Source organism: Rhodovulum sp. HP10, assembly GCF_047553435.1.
Lineage (GTDB): Bacteria > Pseudomonadota > Alphaproteobacteria > Rhodobacterales > Rhodobacteraceae > Rhodovulum.
Map to the genome: position 1 here is coordinate 3628245 of NZ_CP180201.1, position 19126 is coordinate 3647370.

22 protein-coding genes are annotated in these 19126 nt (G+C 66.7%); 16 read left to right on the forward strand and 6 right to left on the reverse strand.

Translation table 11 applies throughout. From position 1 onward, the window contains the following. The first annotated feature begins 23 nt into the window (after positions 1-23). From ACK8CO_RS17000 to cysE, 14 genes are all read left to right on the forward strand, one after another. Positions 24-623 carry a head-tail connector protein gene (locus ACK8CO_RS17000; protein WP_414897398.1) on the forward strand — a complete coding sequence of 200 codons (600 nt, stop codon included), beginning with the start codon at positions 24-26 and terminating at the stop codon, positions 621-623. Then, on the forward strand, positions 620-961 hold the full coding sequence (locus tag ACK8CO_RS17005; RefSeq protein ID WP_414897399.1) for a head-tail adaptor protein: 342 nt from the start codon (positions 620-622) through the stop codon (positions 959-961). Before ACK8CO_RS17000 ends, ACK8CO_RS17005 begins: the two co-directional genes overlap by 4 nt. Beyond that, positions 958-1368 (forward strand): DUF3168 domain-containing protein, encoded by a 411-nt coding sequence (locus ACK8CO_RS17010; RefSeq protein ID WP_414897400.1) that lies wholly within the window; start codon positions 958-960, stop codon positions 1366-1368. Before ACK8CO_RS17005 ends, ACK8CO_RS17010 begins: the two co-directional genes overlap by 4 nt. A gap of 23 nt (positions 1369-1391) precedes the next feature. Then, complete coding sequence (locus tag ACK8CO_RS17015) at positions 1392-1805, forward strand: phage major tail protein, TP901-1 family (RefSeq protein WP_414897401.1); 414 nt, start codon at positions 1392-1394, stop codon at positions 1803-1805. A 2-nt stretch (positions 1806-1807) separates the two neighbouring features. Then, positions 1808-2140, forward strand: a complete 333-nt coding sequence (locus ACK8CO_RS17020; protein ID WP_414897402.1) for a gene transfer agent family protein — start codon at positions 1808-1810, stop codon at positions 2138-2140. Then, the gene (locus ACK8CO_RS17025) at positions 2130-2324 is read left to right on the forward strand and encodes a rcc01693 family protein (protein ID WP_414897403.1); all 195 of its coding nucleotides are present in this window, start codon (positions 2130-2132) and stop codon (positions 2322-2324) included. The genes ACK8CO_RS17020 and ACK8CO_RS17025 overlap by 11 nt, the downstream gene beginning before the upstream one ends. Positions 2325-2327: 3 nt before the next feature. Next, positions 2328-2996, forward strand: a complete 669-nt coding sequence (locus ACK8CO_RS17030; protein ID WP_414897404.1) for a phage tail tape measure protein — start codon at positions 2328-2330, stop codon at positions 2994-2996. A gap of 15 nt (positions 2997-3011) precedes the next feature. Then, the gene (locus tag ACK8CO_RS17035) at positions 3012-3644 is read left to right on the forward strand and encodes a TIGR02217 family protein (protein WP_414897405.1); all 633 of its coding nucleotides are present in this window, start codon (positions 3012-3014) and stop codon (positions 3642-3644) included. Further along, entirely contained in the window at positions 3644-4531 is an 888-nt protein-coding gene (locus ACK8CO_RS17040; RefSeq protein WP_414897406.1) for a DUF2163 domain-containing protein, read from the forward strand. The genes ACK8CO_RS17035 and ACK8CO_RS17040 overlap by 1 nt, the downstream gene beginning before the upstream one ends. Next, entirely contained in the window at positions 4528-4971 is a 444-nt protein-coding gene (locus tag ACK8CO_RS17045; RefSeq protein WP_080616751.1) for an NlpC/P60 family protein, read from the forward strand. Before ACK8CO_RS17040 ends, ACK8CO_RS17045 begins: the two co-directional genes overlap by 4 nt. Positions 4972-4974: 3 nt before the next feature. Then, on the forward strand, positions 4975-8874 hold the full coding sequence (locus ACK8CO_RS17050; protein ID WP_414897407.1) for a baseplate multidomain protein megatron: 3900 nt from the start codon (positions 4975-4977) through the stop codon (positions 8872-8874). After that, entirely contained in the window at positions 8867-9580 is a 714-nt protein-coding gene (locus ACK8CO_RS17055; protein WP_414897408.1) for a DUF2793 domain-containing protein, read from the forward strand. Before ACK8CO_RS17050 ends, ACK8CO_RS17055 begins: the two co-directional genes overlap by 8 nt. Before the next feature lie 8 nt (positions 9581-9588). Continuing rightward, positions 9589-9900 (forward strand): hypothetical protein, encoded by a 312-nt coding sequence (locus tag ACK8CO_RS17060; protein ID WP_414897409.1) that lies wholly within the window; start codon positions 9589-9591, stop codon positions 9898-9900. A gap of 150 nt (positions 9901-10050) precedes the next feature. Continuing rightward, positions 10051-10866, forward strand: coding sequence for a serine O-acetyltransferase (gene cysE, locus ACK8CO_RS17065; RefSeq protein ID WP_080616748.1), 816 nt, complete (start codon positions 10051-10053; stop codon positions 10864-10866). Positions 10867-10939: 73 nt separating this feature from the next. On the opposite strand, the gene ACK8CO_RS17070 is transcribed toward cysE, so the two are convergent. The 5 genes from ACK8CO_RS17070 to ACK8CO_RS17090 form a co-directional block, all read right to left on the reverse strand. Continuing rightward, entirely contained in the window at positions 10940-12253 is a 1314-nt protein-coding gene (locus ACK8CO_RS17070; protein ID WP_414897410.1) for a pyruvate dehydrogenase complex dihydrolipoamide acetyltransferase, read from the reverse strand. Between the two features lie 12 nt (positions 12254-12265). Further along, entirely contained in the window at positions 12266-13651 is a 1386-nt protein-coding gene (locus ACK8CO_RS17075; protein WP_414897411.1) for a pyruvate dehydrogenase complex E1 component subunit beta, read from the reverse strand. Positions 13652-13666: 15 nt separating this feature from the next. Then, positions 13667-14677: a pyruvate dehydrogenase (acetyl-transferring) E1 component subunit alpha gene (gene pdhA / locus ACK8CO_RS17080; RefSeq protein ID WP_414897412.1), complete on the reverse strand. Its 1011-nt coding sequence runs from the start codon at positions 14675-14677 to the stop codon at positions 13667-13669. A 132-nt stretch (positions 14678-14809) separates the two neighbouring features. After that, a complete protein-coding gene (locus tag ACK8CO_RS17085) occupies positions 14810-15112 on the reverse strand; it encodes an FtsB family cell division protein (protein ID WP_414897413.1) in 303 nt (100 codons plus the stop codon). 207 nt (positions 15113-15319) lie between these two features. After that, on the reverse strand, positions 15320-16510 hold the full coding sequence (locus tag ACK8CO_RS17090; protein WP_414897414.1) for a phosphoglycerate kinase: 1191 nt from the start codon (positions 16508-16510) through the stop codon (positions 15320-15322). 146 nt (positions 16511-16656) lie between these two features. Here ACK8CO_RS17090 and ACK8CO_RS17095 point away from each other — a divergent pair, with 146 nt between their 5' ends. Both ACK8CO_RS17095 and ACK8CO_RS17100 read left to right on the forward strand, forming a co-directional pair. Continuing rightward, complete coding sequence (locus tag ACK8CO_RS17095) at positions 16657-17163, forward strand: peptidylprolyl isomerase (RefSeq protein WP_080616742.1); 507 nt, start codon at positions 16657-16659, stop codon at positions 17161-17163. Continuing rightward, positions 17156-17707, forward strand: a complete 552-nt coding sequence (locus ACK8CO_RS17100; RefSeq protein ID WP_414897415.1) for a peptidylprolyl isomerase — start codon at positions 17156-17158, stop codon at positions 17705-17707. Before ACK8CO_RS17095 ends, ACK8CO_RS17100 begins: the two co-directional genes overlap by 8 nt. Positions 17708-17848: 141 nt before the next feature. Here the strand turns inward: ACK8CO_RS17100 and tyrS are convergent, their stop codons facing one another. Beyond that, positions 17849-19102: a tyrosine--tRNA ligase gene (gene tyrS, locus ACK8CO_RS17105; RefSeq protein ID WP_414897416.1), complete on the reverse strand. Its 1254-nt coding sequence runs from the start codon at positions 19100-19102 to the stop codon at positions 17849-17851. Between the last annotated feature and the right edge of the window lie 24 nt (positions 19103-19126).

Here is a 19126-nt window from a genome sequence, read left to right on the forward strand (position 1 = left end):
AGGCAAAGCGGAGAAACCACAAGATGATGCTGATCGAGCAGACGACGGTGCCCGGAGCGGCGCTTCCGCTTGCGCAGTTCAAGGCGCAGCTGCGTCTGGGGACGGGATTTGCCGGAGAGGAAAACCATGACGCCTATCTCGAGACGCTGCTCCGGGCCGCCATCGCGGCGGTCGAGGCGCGGACCGGAAAGGCCCTGATCGCCCGCAGTTTCAGCTATGAGCTGCATTGCTGGCGCCAGAGCGACCGGCAGGGCTTGCCGGTTGCCCCGGTGCGGGCCGTGACCGAAATCCGGGTCGTTGACCGAAATGGCAGCGCAGTTGCGGTTCCGCCCGCCCGCTACCGGCTGGTGACCGACACCCATGCGCCGCAGCTGCGGGGGACGGGGGGCACGATGCCCGGCATTCCCTTCGAGGGCCGCGTGCGGATCGACTTCGAGGCGGGGTTCGGCCCGGACTGGGAGGCGGTGCCCGAGGATCTGGGCCATGCGGTGCTGTTGCTGGCCGCGCATTACTACGAAAACCGGGTCGAGCAGCCGACTGGCAAAGGCGCGATGCCGTTCGGTGTCGTGGCGCTTACCGATCGCTGGCGGCCGTTGCGTCTGACGGCGGGAGGTCCGCGATGAGCCGGATACCGATGCTGAACCGGCAGCTGGTTCTCGAGGTGCCGGTCCATGTCGCCGATGGCGCGGGCGGCTTTTCCGAAACCTGGGTGCCGCGCGGCACGCTTTGGGCCGAGATGAGCCCGCGCATGGCGGGCGAGCGGGGCGGCGAGGAACTGGCCTTGTCGCGGGTGCTTTACCGAGTCGTGGTCCGGGGCGCTCCGCCCGGTGCGCCTTCCCGGCCCGCGGCCGGGCAGAGGTTCCGCGAAGGCGCGCGCGTCTTTCACATCCATGCGGTGACCGAGCATGACGCGCGCGGCCTCTATCTGGCCTGCTACGCGGAAGAGGAGATCGCAGCATGAGCTATGGCATGGCGGCGGCGCTGCAGGCCGCGATCTTCGGGCGGATTTCGGGGCATGCCGCCATTACCGCCATCGTCGGGGATGCGATCTTCGACGCGATGCCTGCGGGGCGTCTTCCGCCGATCTATGTGAGCCTCGGGCCGGAAGAGGTCCGCGACGCGTCCGACAAGGGCGCGGACGGGGCTCTGCACCGCGTGACGATCTCGGTTGTCAGCGAGGAGAGCGGGTTCGCCCGGGCCAAGGCTGCCGCCGGAGCCATCTCGGACGCCCTGACCGCGGCGCCGCTCGCGCTCGCCCGGGGGCGGGTGGTCGGGCTCTGGTTCGACCGCGCCCGTGCCCGGCGCGTCGGCGCGAAGGATCAGCGTCGCATCGACCTGCGGTTCTCCGTCCGGGTCGAGGACGATTGAATTACACATGTGGAGTACGCGAAATGACGGCGCAGAACGGCAAGGATCTTCTCATCAAGGTCGACCTCTCCGGTTCGGGAGACTTCTCGACCTTCGCGGGGCTGCGGGCCTCGCGCATCAGCTTCAATGCCGAGCCGGTCGACGTGACCAGCCTGGAAAGCCAGGGGGGCTGGCGTGAATTGCTGGCCGGTGCGGGGGTCAAGACCGCCACGATCAGCGGTTCGGGCGTCTTCAAGGATGCCGAGACCGACGCCCATGCCCGGCAGGTCTTCTTCGACGGCCTCATGCCTCTTTTCCAGCTGGTGATCCCGGATTTCGGGGTCGTCGAAGGGCGGTTTCAGGTCAGCAGCCTGGAATATGCCGGCAGCCATAATGGCGAGGCCACCTATGAAATGACGCTCGCCTCGGCCGGTGTCCTCAGCTTTACGGCGATGTGACCATGCCAAATCCCCATGCAGGAGAAGTAGCGCTGATGGTCGATGGAGAGCGTCAGGTTCTCAAGCTTACGCTCGGCGCATTGGCCGAACTGGAGGCGGCGCTGGGCGCCGATACGCTGCTTGCGCTGATCGAGCGCTACGAGGAGGGGCATTTCGCGACCCGCGACGTGATCGCACTTTTGCTTGCCGGGTTGCGCGGCGGCGGCTGGAAGGGAACGACCTCCGATCTGGCCGAGGCAGATATCGGGGGCGGCCCGATCGCCGCCGCTCAGGCTGCCGCGCAGCTTCTGGCGCGGGCCTTCACCCTGCCCGAGGCGAAACAGGATGGGCTTTGACTGGGGCGCGCTGATGCGCGCGGGCATCCGGGGGCTCGGATTGAGGCCGTCCGAGTTCTGGGGGCTTACGCCTGCCGAGCTGATGCTGATGCTGGGGGCCGATGGCGGGCCTGCCCCCATGAGCCGGGTGCGGCTGGAGGAACTGGCCCGCGCCTTTCCGGACAAAACGAGGGACGAAGGATAGGCCATGGCGGAGGCTGAGGACATCGAGACATTCGAGGCGCAACTGGAGGCGTTGGAGACGACCCTGGGGGAGGCGAGCGGGACCGCGGCGGCCTTCGAGCTGGGACTTCTGCGGATGCGGGACACGCTGACGCTGACCAATCGCGAGGTGGGGTCGCTGTCGAATGCCATCGGGCGCGGCCTGAGGGGGGCTTTCGACGGGGTGGTCTTTGATGGGATGAAACTCTCGGACGCGCTGAAATCGGTCGCCAATTCGGTGGCCAACGCGACCTATGCCGCAGCCGTGAAGCCGGTGCAGGGGCAGCTGAGCGGGTTGATTGCGAGCGGGATCGAGGGGCTGATGGGCGCCGCCTTGCCCTTTGCCAGGGGGGCGAGCTTCTCGCAGGGGCGAGTCGTTCCCTTTGCCTCCGGGGGCGTCGTGGCGCAGGCAACGTATTTTCCGATGCGGGGCGCGACCGGGCTGATGGGCGAGGCCGGGCCCGAGGCGATCCTGCCGCTGTCGCGCGGCGCCGATGGCCGCCTTGGCGTGCGGTCGGACAGCGGCGGCCCGGCGCGGCCGATCCAGATCGTCATGAACATCAACACGCCGGACGTGCAGGGGTTTGCGCGCAGTCAGAGCCAGATCGCGGCCGATATGAGTCGCCTGCTCTCGCGCGCCCAGCGCAACAGGTGAGGGAGGAAACCGCCTATGGCATTTCACGAAGTCCGTTTCCCGGCCAATCTCAGCTTCGGCTCGGTGGGGGGGCCCGAGCGCCGGACCGAGATCGTCACCCTCGCCAACGGCTTCGAGGAGCGCAACACCCCCTGGGAGCATGCCCGGCGACGCTATGATGCCGGGGTCGCAATGAGTTCGCTCGACGATGTCGAGCAGCTGATCGCCTTCTTCGAGGCGCGGCGCGGCCAGCTTTACGGGTTCCGCTGGAAGGACTGGTCGGATTACAAGTCCTGCCGCCCCTCGGCCGATGTCGCACCGGGCGATCAGGTGGTCGGTTCGGGCGATGGCGCCACGGTCCGGTTCCAGCTTCGGAAGACCTATGCCTCGGGCGGGCAGTCCTATGTGCGACCGATCGCAAAGCCGGTCGCGGGCACGGTTCGGCTGGCCCTGGACGGGATCGAGCTGTTCGCGCCGGCCGATTACATGATCGACCTCGCCTCCGGTCTGGTGACGCTGGCCGAGGCGCCGCCTGTGGGAGCGGTCGTTACCGCAGGGTTCGAATTCGATGTGCCGGTGCGCTTCGATACCGATCGGATCCAAAGCTCGGTCGAGAGCTTCCGGGCGGGAGAGGTGCCCTCGGTTCCTGTCGTGGAGCTGCGGATCTGATGGCGCTGTCGGGGACATTTCTGGCGCATCTGGAAAGCGGTGCGACAACGCTTGCTCGGGCCTGGGCGCTGGTCCGGCGGGACGGCGTCGTGCTGGGATTCACCGATCACGACCGCGATCTTGTCTTTGGCGGGATCACCTTCCGCGCCGATACCGGCATGACGGCGCGGGCGCTGAGCCAGACCACCGGGCTTTCCGTCGACAATTCGGCTGCGGTCTCGGCGCTGAGTTCGGAGGCGATCACCGAGGAGGATATCTCGGCCGGACGCTATGACGGCGCGGGGTTGCGGATCTGGTTGGTGAACTGGCGCGAGCCCGAACAGCACGCGCTGATCTTCACCGGGACGCTGGGCGAGATGACCCGGACGGCCGGGGCCTTCGAGGCCGAGCTGCGCGGTCTGGCCGAGGGGCTGAACCAGCCGCAGGGGCAGATCTATCAGGCGCCCTGCGGTGCGGTTCTGGGCGATGGAGCCTGCCGTTTCGACACCGGACAGGAGGGCTTTTCGACCGTCCTGGCCGCGGTGTCGGTGACCGGACGCCGGGCGTTCCGTTTCGAGGGGCTGTCCGGCTTTGCGGCGCATTGGTTCGAGCAGGGCCGGCTTGAGGTGGTGTCGGGCCCCGCGGCCGGGCTTGCGGGTGCGATCAAGGGCGATCGCGAGGAGAATGGGCTTCGGGTGATCGAGCTCTGGTCCGAGATCCGGGGCCCGATCGGCGCGGGGGACACTCTGCGGTTGATCGCGGGCTGCGACCGGCGGGCCGAGACCTGCCGCAGCAAGTTCGACAATTTCCTGAATTTCAGAGGGTTTCCGGATATCCCGGGCGAGGATTGGCTGATGAGCTATCCGACCCGTGCCGGTGTGAACGACGGGGGAAGTCTGAAGTCATGATCAGTATGGGAGAGCGGGCCGCCGCCGAGGCGCGGCGCTGGATCGGAACGCCGTATCGGCATCAGGGCACGGTGCGGGGCGCCGGGGCCGATTGTCTGGGGCTGTTGCGCGGCGTCTGGCGCGCGCTTTACGGCGGCGAGCCGGAAGAGGTGCCGCCCTATACGCCGGACTGGTCCGAGCCTCAGGGCGAGGAGGTCCTGTGGCGGGCGGCCAGGCGGCATCTTCTCGTCCGACCTCTGGAGGAGGCCGCCGAGGGCGATGTCATCCTGTTCCGGATGCGCGACGACACGGTGGCCAAGCATCTAGGCCTGCAGGGGCGGGTGTTCGAGATGCCCAGCTTCATTCACGCCTATTCCGGCCGCGGCGTCGTCGAAAGCTCGCTTTCCGCGCCCTGGGCGCGGCGGATCGTGGCCCGGTTCGCCTTCCCGGAAAGGATCTGATCCATGGCGACAATCGTATTGTCGGCGGCCGGCGCAGCGGCCGGTTCGGCGCTGGGCGGCTCGGTGCTGGGGCTGTCGAGCGCGGTCCTTGGCCGGGCGGTCGGTGCGACGCTGGGGCGGGTGATCGATCAGCAGTTGCTGGGCAGCGGATCGCAGGCGGTCGAGACCGGCAAGGTCGAGCGGTTTCGCCTGACCGGGGCAAGCGAGGGGGCGGCGCTGGGGCGGCTCTGGGGGCGGGCGCGGGTCGCGGGGCAGGTGATCTGGGCCTCGCGCTTTCGCGAGACGGTCAGCACGCGTGGTGGCGGCAAGGGGGCGCCCAGCAAGCCCAAGGTCAAGGAATACAGCTATTCGGTGAGCCTGGGCATCGCGCTTTGCGAAGGTCGGATCGCCCGGGTCGGCCGGATCTGGGCGGACGGGACCGAGATCGAGCCGCAATCGCTGACGATGCGGGTTTATGACGGGGCGGAGGACCAGCTGCCCGATGCCTTGATCGAGGCGGTCGAAGGAGAGGGGCGTGCTCCGGCCTATCGCGGGACGGCCTATGTCGTGATCGAGGACATGGAGCTGGCCCGGTTCGGCAACCGGGTGCCGCAGCTGACCTTCGAGGTGGTGCGCCGCGCCGCCGGTGCGGTTGACGATCTGCCCGGGCTGGTGCGGGGCATGGCTCTGATCCCGGGCACGGGCGAATACGCATTGGCGACGACGCCGGTTCATTTCTCCTACGGGCCCGGGCAGGCCGCTTCGGTCAATGTCAACACCCCCAGCGGCAAGACCGACATTGCGACATCTCTCGACATGCTGCAGGGCGAATTGCCGAATGTCGACTCGGTTTCTCTGGTGGTGAGCTGGTTTGCCTCGGATCTGCGGGCGCCGGTGGCGCGGCCCAGGCCCAAGGTCGAGCAGACTGAATTCGACGGCCGGCCGATGCCCTGGCGGGTCGCGGGGCTGAGCCGGAGCATGGCCGAAGTCGTGCCTCATGTCGACGGCAAGCCGGTCTATGGCGGTACGCCGGCCGATGCCAGTGTCGTCGAAGCGATCCGGGCGTTGCGTCAGCGCGGGCAGGAGGCGGTCTTCTACCCGTTCATTCTGATGGACCAGCTTGCGGGCAACTCCCTGATCGATCCCTATACCGGGGCGGCGGGGCAGCCGCCCTTGCCCTGGCGCGGTCGCATCACGCTGAATTTCGCGCCGAGCCACGCCTTCACGACCGATGGCAGCCGGTTTGCCGAGGATGAGGTGGCGCTGTTCTTCGGGACCGCGCGGCGGGAGGATTTCGCGGTTTCCGGACAGGACATCCTGTATTCGGGACCGGAGGAGTGGAGCTATCGCCGCTTCATCCTGCATTACGCCCATCTGTGTGCTCTGGCGGGCGGGGTCTCTGCCTTTTGCATCGGCTCGGAGCTGCGCGGGCTGACGACGATCCGGGGCGCGGAGGGGCGGTTTCCGGCGGTGGACGCGCTGCGCGCGCTGGCGGCGGATGTGCGCGAGATCGTCGGCCCGTCCTGCAAGATCGGCTATGCGGCCGACTGGAGCGAATATTTCGGTTTTCATCCCGAAGACGGGACAGGCGATGTGCTGTTCCATCTCGATCCGCTCTGGGCCGATCCTGCGATCGATTTCGTCGGGATCGACAATTACATGCCGCTGTCGGACTGGCGCGATGGCGATGAGCATGCCGATGCCGGTTGGGGAACGATCTACGATCAGGACTATCTGCGCTCGAATATCGAGGGCGGAGAAGGATTCGACTGGTATTACGCCTCGCAGGCGGCGCGCGATGCGCAGATCCGCAGCCCGATCTCCGATGGGGCTTATGGCGAGCCCTGGGTCTGGCGCTACAAGGATCTCCGGAGCTGGTGGCAGAATGCCCATCACGACCGGATCGACGGGGTGCGCAGCGCGGAGCCGACCGCCTGGGTGCCGCAATCGAAGCCGATCTGGTTCACCGAGCTCGGCTGCCCGGCCGTCGACAAGGGCACCAATGCGCCCAACCTCTTCAGCGATCCGAAATCTTCGGAGAACGCGTTGCCGCCCTATTCGACCGGCGCACGCGACGACCTGATCCAGCATCAGTATCTGCGGGCGATGCTGGGCTATTGGGCCGATCCCGCGATCAATCCGGTCTCGGCGCTTTACGGAGCGCCGATGGTCGACATGTCCCGCGCCCATGTCTGGGCATGGGATGCCCGGCCCTATCCGCAGTTTCCGGGCAATCATGCGCTCTGGTCGGATGGCGCCAATTACGGCCGGGGCCACTGGCTGAATGGGCGCGCCTCGGCTCAGTCGCTGGATGCGGTGATCCGCGAGATCTGCACCGGGGCGGGCGTTGCCGATCCGGATGTCTCTGGTGTCTATGGTCTGGTGCGGGGCTATGTCATCGGCGATCTCGCCGGGGCGCGGGCGGCGCTGCAGCCCTTGATGCTGGCCTATGGCATCGAGGCGGCCGAACGCGACGGGCGGATCACCTTCTTCAACCGCGACGGCCGGGAGGGTGTGGTCATCGATGCCGCCGATCTGGCCCGGACCGGCGAGCTGGCGGGCGATATCGAACACAGCCGGACGCCCGATGCGGAAACTGCCGGGCGGGTGCGGTTGTCCTTCATCGAGGCCGAGGGCGCCTATGAGACCCGTGCCGCGGAGGCGATCTTTCCAGACGAGCCCAGCCGGACGGTCTCGGCCAGCGAGTTGCCGCTGGTGCTGACCGGTGCCGAGGGGCAGGCCATCGTCGAACGCTGGCTTGCCGAATCGCGTGTCGCACGCGACCGGGTGCAGCTGGCGTTGCCGTTGTCATCGCTGTCGGTGGGGGCGGGCGATGTCATGCATCTGTCCTCCGGCGATTACCGGATCGACCGGGTCGATCTCGGGGAGGCGCGCCGGATCGAGGCGGTGCGGGTCGAGCGCGGGCTGTATCTGCCGCCCCGCATAGAGGATCGGGGCGTGGTCCAGGCCGCTTTCGCAGCACCGGTGCCGGTCCATGCCCTGTTCATGGATCTGCCGCTTCTGACCGGAGACGAGGTGCCGCATGCGCCCTATCTGGCGGCAGCTGCGGTGCCCTGGCCCGGAAGCGTCGATCTTTACGCGGCGGTCGAGGATGCGGGGTATAGCCTGAACACCACGCTGGAGCGCCCGGCCGTGATCGGGGTTGCCGAGACCCCGCTTCATGCGGCGGCGCCGGGACGTTGGGACCGGGGACCCGCCTTGCGGGTGAAAATTGCCTCGGGAACCCTGTCCTCGGTCGGGGAGGCCGAGCTGCTGGCGGGCGCAAATCTGGCGGCCATAGGAACGGGCGATGCCGCGGGTTGGGAGCTGTTCCAGTTTGCCGAAGCAGAGCTCGTCGCGCCCGGGACCTACGAGTTGCGGCGGCGGCTCAGGGGGCAGGCGGGAACCGAGGCCGACATGCCGGAGCTCTGGCCGATCGGCAGCACGGTCGTCCTGATCGATGCGCGCCTGTCGCAGATCGCGCTGCCTGCCTCGGCCCGGGGGCTTGCGCGGCATTACCGTTTCGGGCCGGGGACGCAGGCCTATGACGACCCGAGCTACAGCCATGCAAAGCTGGCTTTCGACGGGATCGGGCTTCGACCCTATGCGCCTTGCCATCTCGGGGCACGGAGACAGTCGGGGGGCGATCTGACGCTGAGCTGGATGCGCCGCACGCGGCTCGACGGCGACAGCTGGGCATCGGTCGAGGTGCCGCTTGGCGAGGCGCGCGAGCTTTATGTGCTGCGGGTCATTACCCTTGCCGGGGACGAATTGCGGGCCGAGTCCGTGACCGTGCCCGGCTGGACCTACACGGCGGCCATGCAGGCGGCGGACGGGGCCGTCGTCCCCTTCGCCGTCGAGGTTGCACAACTGTCCGATCAGTTCGGACCCGGACCTTATCGGAGGATCGAGATCGATGGCTAACACCGCGAATCTGTCCCTGCCGCTGCTGCAGGCAGCACAGGCGCAGAAGCATGTCACCGTGAACGAGGCGTTGATCCGCCTCGATGCGGTGGTCCAGCTTCGGTTGCAGAGCCTGACAGTGGTTGCGCCGCCGCCGGGGGCGGCCGACGGGCTGGCCTGGGGCGTCCCGGCCGGAGCGGCGGGCGAGTGGGAAGGGCAGGACGGTCGGATCGCGCTCCGGGACAATGGCGGCTGGGTCTTCCTGGCGCCCCTGACCGGCTGGCGCGCCTTCGTGGTGGATGCGGGCGCCGATATGCGCTGGACCGGCGGGGGCTGGGACGCGGTCGGCGGCGCCCTCGCGCCTTCGGGGGCAGGCATCGCCTTTCGGGTGCTTGAATTCGACCATCCGGTGGTGGCGGGCGGGGCGCAGAATACAGCGGTTGTCATTCCGTCGCATGCAACCGTGTTCGGTGTGACCGGACGGGTGATCGAGGAGATCACCGGCACGCTGAGCAGCTGGCGGCTCGGGGCGGACGGATCTGACAACCGCTTCGGCTCGGGGCTGGGGCTTGGCCTCAATTCCTATGTGCTGGGCGTGCTTGGCAGGCCCCTCACCGGTTATGCGCCGATGCCGCTGAGGCTGAGCCCGGATGGGGGCAGCTTTGCCGGTGGTCTGGTGCGTCTTGCGGTCCATTACACCGAGCTTTCCCTTCCGGCCAGTGTCTGAGGTCGCGGATGCGCCCTGTTCTTCATGGCGATGCGGTGGCGGCGGCACGGGCGCTTTACCGCCTGCCCGCAGCCGAACGCGGACGGATGATCGGGGCGCTGCTGATGCAGGCCGAGGCGGCAGATGCCTATCGCAAGCGGTTCGGACGGGGGCATCCCGATTGGGGAAACGGATCGCTGATGGCGTTGGCCGAGAATTGGGAGCTGCCGCCGGAGCCATCCCTGGACGACGCTGAATACTGCCGCTGTCTGGCGCAGGTTTTCTGTGCGCTGGCGGCCTGGCGTGACGGCAAGCGGGGGGCGGTTTCGTCGCGATGCTGATCCGTCGCTGGCGCGCGAGCGGAAGGATGGGGAGGGCTGCGCCATGCCGCCGCGGCACGAGGACACTCACGTCTTTGCGCGCGACGGGCTTGATCTTGGAAGGCGGGGCGGTTCTGCTGTAAGCTGGGGCGGAAACGAAGAGGAACGTTCATGCCCGAGATCAAGCCGCGCCTCGCCGAACTCGACCCGGTCTGGAAGCGGATCTGCGCCGAGGCCGAGGAGGCTGTGAGCGCCGAACCGTTACTGGGCGGGCTCATGCATTCCAGCCTTTTGCATCATGCGGGCTTCGAGGATGCGCTGGCCTACCGATTCGCGATGAAGCTGTCTTCGGGCGAGATGTCCGAGCAGCTTCTGCGGGAGATCGCCGATCAGGCCTATGCCGACGAGCCGGCGCTGGGCCGGGCCGCGCGGATCGATCTGACCGCGGTTCATGACCGCGATCCGGCCTGTCATCGCTACATTCAGCCCATCCTGTTCTTCAAGGGCTATCAGGCGCTGCAGGCCTACCGGGTCGGACACTGGCTCTGGCGGCAGGGCCGTCACGATATGGCCTATCTGGTGCAGATGCGGGTTTCGGAGGCCTTCGGCGTCGATATTCACCCGGCCGCCCGGATGGGGCAGGGGATCATGATCGACCATGCCCATTCCATCGTGATCGGGGAAACCGCCATTGTCGGCGACAATGTCTCGATGCTGCATTCGGTCACGCTGGGCGGGACCGGCAAGGACGATGGCGACCGCCATCCGAAGATCGGCGATGGCGTCCTCATCGGGGCGGGGGCCAAGGTCCTTGGCAATATCCATGTCGGTCATTGCTCCCGGATCGCGGCGGGGTCGGTCGTGCTGTCGGATGTGCCGCCCTGTTCGACCGTGGCGGGGGTGCCCGCGAAGATCGTCGGCGAGGCGGGCTGCGATCAGCCCTCGGTCATGATGGATCACCGGCTGGGCGGTTGCGACGGGGATTGAACCCGACCTTCGGACAGGAAAAAGGCCCGGCGGTTCTGCCGGGCCTTTTCTTTCCGGTATCGGCGGGGGCCGCTCAGGCCAGCATGGCCAGCGGGTTTTCGAGATTGTCCCGGATCGCCTGCAGCAGCTCTGCACCGAGCGCGCCGTCGATCACCCGGTGATCGACGCTGAGCGTGACCGACATCACGGTCGCGACCTCGATCTCTCCGGCATCGTTGACGACGGGCTTCTTCACACCCGCGCCGATGGCAAGGATGGCACCATGCGGCGGGTTGATCACCGCATCGAAATTATCGATGCCGTACATTCCGAGATTGGAGATCGCGAAGCTTCCGCCCTGATATTCCTGCGGCGCGAGCTTGCGGTCGCGGGCGCGGGTGGCCAGATCCTTCATTTCCTTCGACAGCTGGCTGAGGGATTTCGTTTCGGCATCCTTCAGAACCGGCGTGAAAAGCCCGCCCTCGATCGCCACTGCGACGGCCACATCCGACGGCCTGAGCTGCAGGATGCGGTCGCCGGCCCAAACCGCATTGGCCTTGGGCACCTGCTGGAGCGCAAGCGCGCAGGCCTTGATGATGAAGTCGTTGACGGAGAGCTTGACGCCCCGGGCGCCGAGCTGGTCGTTCAGCGTCTTGCGGAAGTCGAGCAGGGCGTCGAGCCGGATGTCTCGGCGCAGGTAGAAATGCGGAATTGTCTGCTTGGCCTCGGTCAGGCGCGCGGCGATGGTCTTGCGCATCCCGTCGAGCGTGACGACCTCGTGCTCGCGGGTCTCGTAGATCTTCGCGACGGCATCGGCCGAGGCGCCTGCGGGCATCGTGGCAGCCGCGCTGGCCTCCGGGGCGGCCGCGGCCTGAGATGCCCTGGGTTGGGCGCCGGCCTTCTCGACATCGGCGCGGACGATCCGGCCGCGCGGGCCCGAGCCTTCGATGGCAGTCAGGTCGAGCCCTTTCTCGGCCGCGATCCGGCGCGCAAGCGGTGAGGCGAAGACGCGTTCGCCATGGTCGTTGCTGGGGGCAGGCGGGGCGGCGGCCGGCGCGGAGCCCCCTTCGGGGGCCGCCTTGCCGCCCGCGTCGGCCCGTGGGGCCTCCGGGGAGGGTGCCGACGCGGGCGCCTTCGCGGCGCTGTCGATGTCGTCGGCGCTTTCGCCTTCCTCGAGCAGGACGGCAATGGGAGTGTTGACCTTGACCCCTTCGGTGCCGGCCTCGATCAGGATCTTTCCGACCGTGCCTTCATCGACGGCTTCGAATTCCATCGTCGCCTTGTCGGTCTCGATCTCGGCCAGAAGGTCGCCCGCCGAGACGGTATCGCCCTCCTTGACCAGCCATTTTGCCAGCGTGCCTTCCTCCATCGTCGGAGAGAGGGCGGGCATCAGGATTTCCGTTGCCATGTCTGTCTCTCCTCAGCGATAGGTTACGGCGCGGGCGGCTTCGACGACCTCTTTCGTGGTCACCAGCGCCAGCTTTTCCAGGTTTGCCGCATAGGGCATGGGCACGTCCTTGCCGGTGCAGTTGATGACAGGCGCGTCGAGCCAGTCGAAGGCCTCCTGCATCAGCACGGCCGAGATGTGGTTGCCGATCGAGCAGACCGGGAAGCCTTCCTCGACGGTGACGCAGCGATTGGTCTTCTTCACGCTTTCGATCACGGTCGCGGTGTCGAGCGGGCGCAATGTGCGCAGGTCGATCACCTCGGCCTCGATCCCCTCCTTGGCCAGTACATCTGCGGCCTCGAGCGTATGGGTCATGCCGATGCCGAAGCTCACCAGCGTCACGTCCTTGCCCTCGCGCCAGATCCGGGCCTTGCCGAAGGGGATCGTGAAATCATCCAGGACCGGGACATCGAAGCTGCGCCCATAGAGGATCTCGTTCTCGAGGAAGATCACCGGGTTCGGATCGCGGATCGCGGTCTTGAGCAGACCCTTGGCATCGGCGGCCGAATAGGGCTGGACCACCTTGAGGCCGGGGATATGCGCGTACCAGGCGGCATAGTCCTGGCTGTGCTGGGCGGCAACGCGGGCGGCGGCACCGTTGGGGCCGCGGAAGACGATGGGACAGCCCATCTGGCCGCCCGACATGTAAAGCGTCTTGGCGGCCGAGTTGATGATCTGGTCCATCGCCTGCATCGCGAAGTTGAAGGTCATGAACTCGACGATGGGGCGCAGCCCGCCGAAGCCGGCGCCGACGCCGAGACCGGCAAAGCCGTGTTCGGTGATCGGGGTGTCGATCACCCGCTTCGAGCCGAACTCGTCCAACAGGCCCTGGCTGATCTTGTAGGCGCCCTGATATTCGGCGACTTCCTCGCCCATCAGGAAGACATCCCCGTCCCGGCGCATCTCTTCGGCCATGGCGTCGCGCAGCGCCTCGCGCACGGTGGTCGATTTCATCTTCGTGCCCGAAGGGATCTCGGGCTCTGCCGCCGGGGCTTTCGGCGCGGCCGGGGCGGAGGGAGCGGCGGGCGCGGAGCCTCCGTCGGAGGCCGCCTTGCCCGCCGCGTCGGCCGCAGGCGCGGCCTCCTGCGCGGCCTTCGCGGCCGCGTCGGCATCTTCGCCCTCCTCGATCAGCACGGCGATGGGGGTATTGACCTTCACCCCCTCGGTGCCCGCCGCGATCAGGATCTTGCCCATGATCCCTTCATCGACGGCCTCGAATTCCATCGTCGCCTTGTCGGTCTCGATCTCGGCGAGGATGTCCCCCGCCGAGACGGTATCGCCTTCCTTGACCAGCCATTTCGCCAGCGTGCCTTCCTCCATCGTCGGAGAGAGGGCGGGCATCAGGATTTCCGTTGCCATGTCTGTCTCTCCTCCTCAGGCGTTCTGCGGCGCCGTTTCGGCATAGATGTCGGTATAAAGCTCGTCGAGCGGGGGCTCCGGGCTTTCCTTGGCGAATTCGGCGGCCTCGTTGACCACAGCCTTGATTTCCTTGTCGATTTCCTTGAGCTCGTCCTCGGTCGCGTGCTTGCCCTGCAGGATCAGCTCGCGCACATTCTCGATCGCGTCGCGCTCTTCGCGGACCTTCTGGACCTCCTCGCGCGAGCGGTACTTGGCCGGGTCCGACATCGAATGGCCGCGGTAGCGATAGGTCATGACCTCGAGGATATAGGGGCCCTTGCCGGCGCGGCAGTGGGCCACCGCCTTCTCGCCCGCAGCTTTGACAGCGAGCACATCCATGCCGTCGACGGATTCGCCCGCAATGCCGTAGGCTGCGCCGCGTTCCCAGAAATCCGGGCTTTTGGTCGAGCGCTTGACCGAAGTGCCCATCGCATATTGGTTGTTCTCGATCACGAAGATCACCGGCAGGTCCCAGAGCTGCGCCATGTTGTAGGTCTCGGCGACCTGGCCCTGGTTCGCGGCGCCGTCGCCGAAATAGGTGAAGGTCACCCGGCCATTGCCCTTGTACTTGTCCGAGAAGGCCAGGCCTGCGCCGATCGGCACCTGGGCGCCGACGATCCCGTGGCCGCCATAGAAATGGCGCTCCTTCGAGAACATGTGCATCGACCCGCCCTTGCCCTTTGAATAGCCGTCCTGGCGACCGGTCAGCTCGGCCATCACGCCTTTCGGGTCCATCCCGCAGGCCAGCATATGGCCATGGTCGCGGTACGAGGTCACGCGCTTGTCGCCCTCTTCGGCCGCGGCCTCGAGCCCGACGACGACGGCCTCCTGACCGATATAGAGGTGGCAGAACCCTCCGATCAGTCCCATGCCGTAAAGCTGCCCCGCCTTTTCCTCGAAACGCCGGATCAACAGCATTTCGCGGTAATAGGTCAGAAGCTCTTCCTTGGAGATGTTCGGTTTTGCGGGCGGTTTTCGCGGTGCCATCTGGCGGCGCCTCCCATGTATGGAAGATGGTTTAACGTTAAACCAAAATATATCAGAGCGGTTCTAGAAATGCGAGGGCTTTTTCCCGGCCGGCTGCGGACTGGCGGACACAGAGAGGATCAGGGGGGGGGCTCAGCGGACGACGATTTCGTCGGCACGGATCAGGCCCAGCACGCTGCGGGCGCGCTCGTCGAGCAGGTCGAGGTCGAGATAGCCATCGGACAGCCGGCGCGTCTTGTTCGACACGGCCTCGAGCTCGGCTTCGAGCTCGGCCTTGCGCGCCTCGAGCCTGGCGGCGTCCGCTTCGATCTGAATGCGGCGGAACAACCCGTAATCCCCCTGCACGGCGGCGAAGGTGAAATACATCGCCAGCGAGAAGCTCACACCGATATAGACAAGCGCCCCCCAGGCGGGGCGCAGACGCGTCGTGGCCATGACCCTGCCCCTGCTGGCCGCGCCCCATGCGCGGCTCGCGGCAGTCTAGGGCAACCGATTCGTGTTGGAAATCGAAATCTCGAAACGCACTGGTCACAAAAACAGGGCCCGCGGCAACGGGGCTGCGCATGGCGCACGGCAGAGACACGATAATGCGCGCGCGCCACGGACCGATCCGGTGCGCGCATGCAGGTTCAGGCGTTCAGCTCAGTCTTCCAGTGCCGCGACGCCGGGCAGGGTCTTGCCTTCCATCCATTCGAGGAAGGCGCCGCCCGCGGTCGAGATGTAGCTGAACTTTTCCGCCGCGCCCGCGCCGTTCAGCGCCGCGACGGTATCGCCCCCGCCCGCGACAGAGACCAGTTGTCCGGCCTCGGTCAGCTCGGCGGCCTTCCTCGCGGCGGCATTGGTGGCGGCATCGAACGGGTCGATCTCGAAGGCGCCGAGCGGGCCGTTCCAGATCAGCGTCTTGCACTTGGCGAAGACCTCCTCGATCAGCTCGACCGATTGCGGCCCGGCATCGAGGATCATCGCATCCGAAGGGCAGGCATCGGCCGGAACGGTCTCGTTCACCGCGCCGGCGCGGAATTCGCGCGCCACCACGACATCGACCGGCAGCACGATCTGACAGCCCGCCGTGTCGGCCTTGTCCTTGATGTCGCGCGCGGTGCCGGTCATGTCATGCTCGCAGAGCGATTTGCCGACATTGATGTCCTGGGCGGCAAGGAAGGTATTGGCCATGCCGCCGCCGATCACCAGGTAATCGACCTTGCTGACGAGATTGCCCAGCAGATCGAGCTTGGTCGAGACCTTGGCGCCCCCGACCACCGCGACCAGCGGGCGGGCCGGATTGCCGAGCGCGCCTTCGAGCGCGGTCAGTTCGGCCTCCATCAGACGGCCCGCACAGGAGGGCAGCAGCTTGGCGATGCCCTCGGTCGAGGCATGGGCCCGGTGCGCGGCCGAGAAGGCGTCGTTCACGTAGATGTCACCGAGCGCGGCCATGGCGGCGGCCAGCGCCGGGTCGTTCTTCTCTTCGCCCTCGTGGAAACGGGTGTTTTCCAGCAGCAGGATATCGCCTTCGCTGAGCGCGGCGACGGCCTGTTTCGCGGGCAGGCCGATGCAGTCATCGGCAAAGATCACGCCGCGGCCGAACGCCTCTTCCAGCGCGGGCAGGGTGATCTTGAGGCTCATCTCGGGCACGACCTTGCCCTTGGGGCGACCGAAATGCGCCAGCAGCACCGGTTTGCCGCCCGCCTCGAGGATATCCTCCACCGTCGGCTTGATCCGTTCGATCCGGGTCGCGTCGGTCACCCGGCCATCCTCGACCGGTACGTTAATGTCCACACGCACCAGGACCACCTTGCCGGCAAGGTCCATGTCGTCGAGGGTTTTCCAAGCCATGCATTGTACTCCCGAAGGGCTCACGTTGGCGTTAATTCGCCCGAAGTGTCGGAAAGGTCAATGGTCGGTCCCATTCGCGCCCCTTTTCATCGCCTTTCCGCCGCACTAGTGTCTCGGCCCGACAGAGATCCTAGGAGGAACCGGCCATGGCCGAGATCAAGGACCCCGAGAACACCATCATCATGGAGCTGAAGGGGGGCCACGTCACCATCGCGCTTCTGCCCGAGGTCGCCCCCAAGCATGTCGAGCGCATGAAGACGCTCGCCCGGGCCGGAGCCTATGACAATGTGGTGTTTCATCGCGTGATCGAGGGCTTCATGGCCCAGACCGGCGATGTGGAACACGGCAATGCCGAGAAGGACTACAACCCCCGCCGTGCCGGGACCGGCGGCTCCGATCTGCCCGACCTGCCGGCCGAATTCTCCAAGCTGCCGCATGATCGCGGCACCCTCGGCGCGGCGCGCTCCGCGAATCCGAACTCGGCCAATTCGCAGTTCTTCATCAACTTCGCCGACAACCATTTCCTCAACGGCCAGTACACCGTCTATGGCCGCGTGATCGAGGGCATGGAACATGTCGACGCCATTGTCCGGGGCGAGCCGCCGGCCGATCCCGACCGCATGATCCGCGTCAAGGTGGCGGCCGATGCCTAAGCTGCTTGTCGCGTTGCTCTGCACGCTGGCGGGGCCGGCGCTGGCGACCGGGCTCGATATCGAGATCGCGGGCGAGGGCGCGAATGGCACCGTTCATGTCGAGCTGATGGAGGATGTGGCCCCCGGTCATGTCCAGCGCATCACCGAGTTGGCCCGCGAGGGCGCCTATGACGATGTCGTCTTTCACCGGGTGATCGACGGCTTCATGGCCCAGACCGGCGATGTCGAATTCGGCAAGTTCGGCATGGACATGCGCCGCGCCGGCACCGGTGGCTCGGACCGTCCCGATCTCAAGGCCGAATTCTCGGACAAGAGCTTCGATCGCGGCGTGGTCGGCATGGCGCGTTCGGCCAGTCCCGACTCGGCCAATTCGCAGTTCTTCATCATGTTCGCCCCGGCGCCGCATCTGAACGGCCAGTACACGGTCGTCGGTCGCGTGACCGAGGGCATGGACGTGGTCGATGCGATCAAGCGCGGCTCGGGCCGGAACGGCGAGGTGATGGGCCAGCCCGACCGCATGGTCAAGGTCAGCGTCACCGACTGAGGCGCAGTGCCAGGAGATGAAATCGGGCGGGGCCATCTGGCCTCGCCCGATTTCATGCCCCGAGGGGCGTTCAGGGGGCTGAAGACGAAGGCGCCGCGCGGGTTTCCCGGCGCGGCGCGTCCTTTCGCTTTGCCGCTGGGCTCAGCCGTCCAGCCGCACCAGGGCGTGGCGCTTCTTGCCCGCCGACAGCTTAATCGGCTCGGCCAGCATCGCGGCATCGACCATCAGCCCGGCATCGGTCAACGGCGCATCGTTCAGCCGCGCACCGCCTTCGGAAATCAGCCGCTTGGCCTCCTTGCCCGATTTGGCAAGCCCGGCCCGGGTGATGAGCTGCACCACCGAGATGCCGTCGGCCAATTCGCCGGCGCTCAGGGCGACGGTCGGCAGATCTTCGCCCGTCCCGCCTTTCTCGAACACCTCGCGTGCGGTGGCTTCGGCGGCCTCGGCCGCGGCGCGGCCATGGGCCAGCGCCGTGACCTCGTTGGCGAGCACGATCTTGGCATCGTTGATTTCCGATCCCGCCAACGCGCCCAGACGGTCGCATTCCTCGACGGGCAGCTCGGTATAGAGCTTGAGGAACCGGCCGACATCGGCATCGGTGGTGTTGCGCCAGAACTGCCAGAATTCGTAGGGGCTCAGCATGTCGCCGTTCAGCCAGATCGCGCCCGATTGGCTCTTGCCCATCTTGCGGCCATCCGAGGTGGTCAGAAGCGGCGAGGTCAGCCCGTAGACATCGTTCTCGAGAATGCGGCGGGTCAGGTCGATGCCGTTGACGATATTGCCCCACTGATCCGAGCCGCCCATCTGCAGCCGGCAGCCATAGCGCCGGTTCAGTTCGAGGAAGTCATAGGCCTGCAGGATCATGTAGTTGAATTCGAGAAAGCTCAGCGACTGTTCGCGGTCGAGCCGCGACTTCACGGATTCGAAGCTCAGCATCCGGTTGACCGAGAAATGCCGCCCGATATCGCGCAGGAAGTCCAGATAGTTGAGCCCGTCCAGCCATTCGGCATTGTTCAGCATCAGGGCGCCGGTCGGGCCATCGCCATAGTCGAGATATTTGGCGAAGACGTCTTTCAGCCCGGCGATATTGGCGTCGATCTTCTCGGGCGTCAGCAGCGGGCGTTCATCCGAGCGGAACGAGGGATCGCCCACCTTGGTGGTGCCGCCGCCCATCAGCGTGATCGGCCGGTGGCCGGTCTTCTGCAGCCAGCGCAGCATCATGATGTTGAGCAGATGCCCGACATGCAGCGACGCCGCAGTGGCGTCATAGCCGATATAGGTCGTGACCACCCCCGTCGACAGAGCCTCGTCCAGGCCCTGATAATCGGTGCAGTCGGCCAGAAAGCCGCGCTCGATCATCACGCGCAGGAAGTCCGATTTCGGGTGGTAGGTCATTGCCTCTTGTCCCTTGGGTTCACG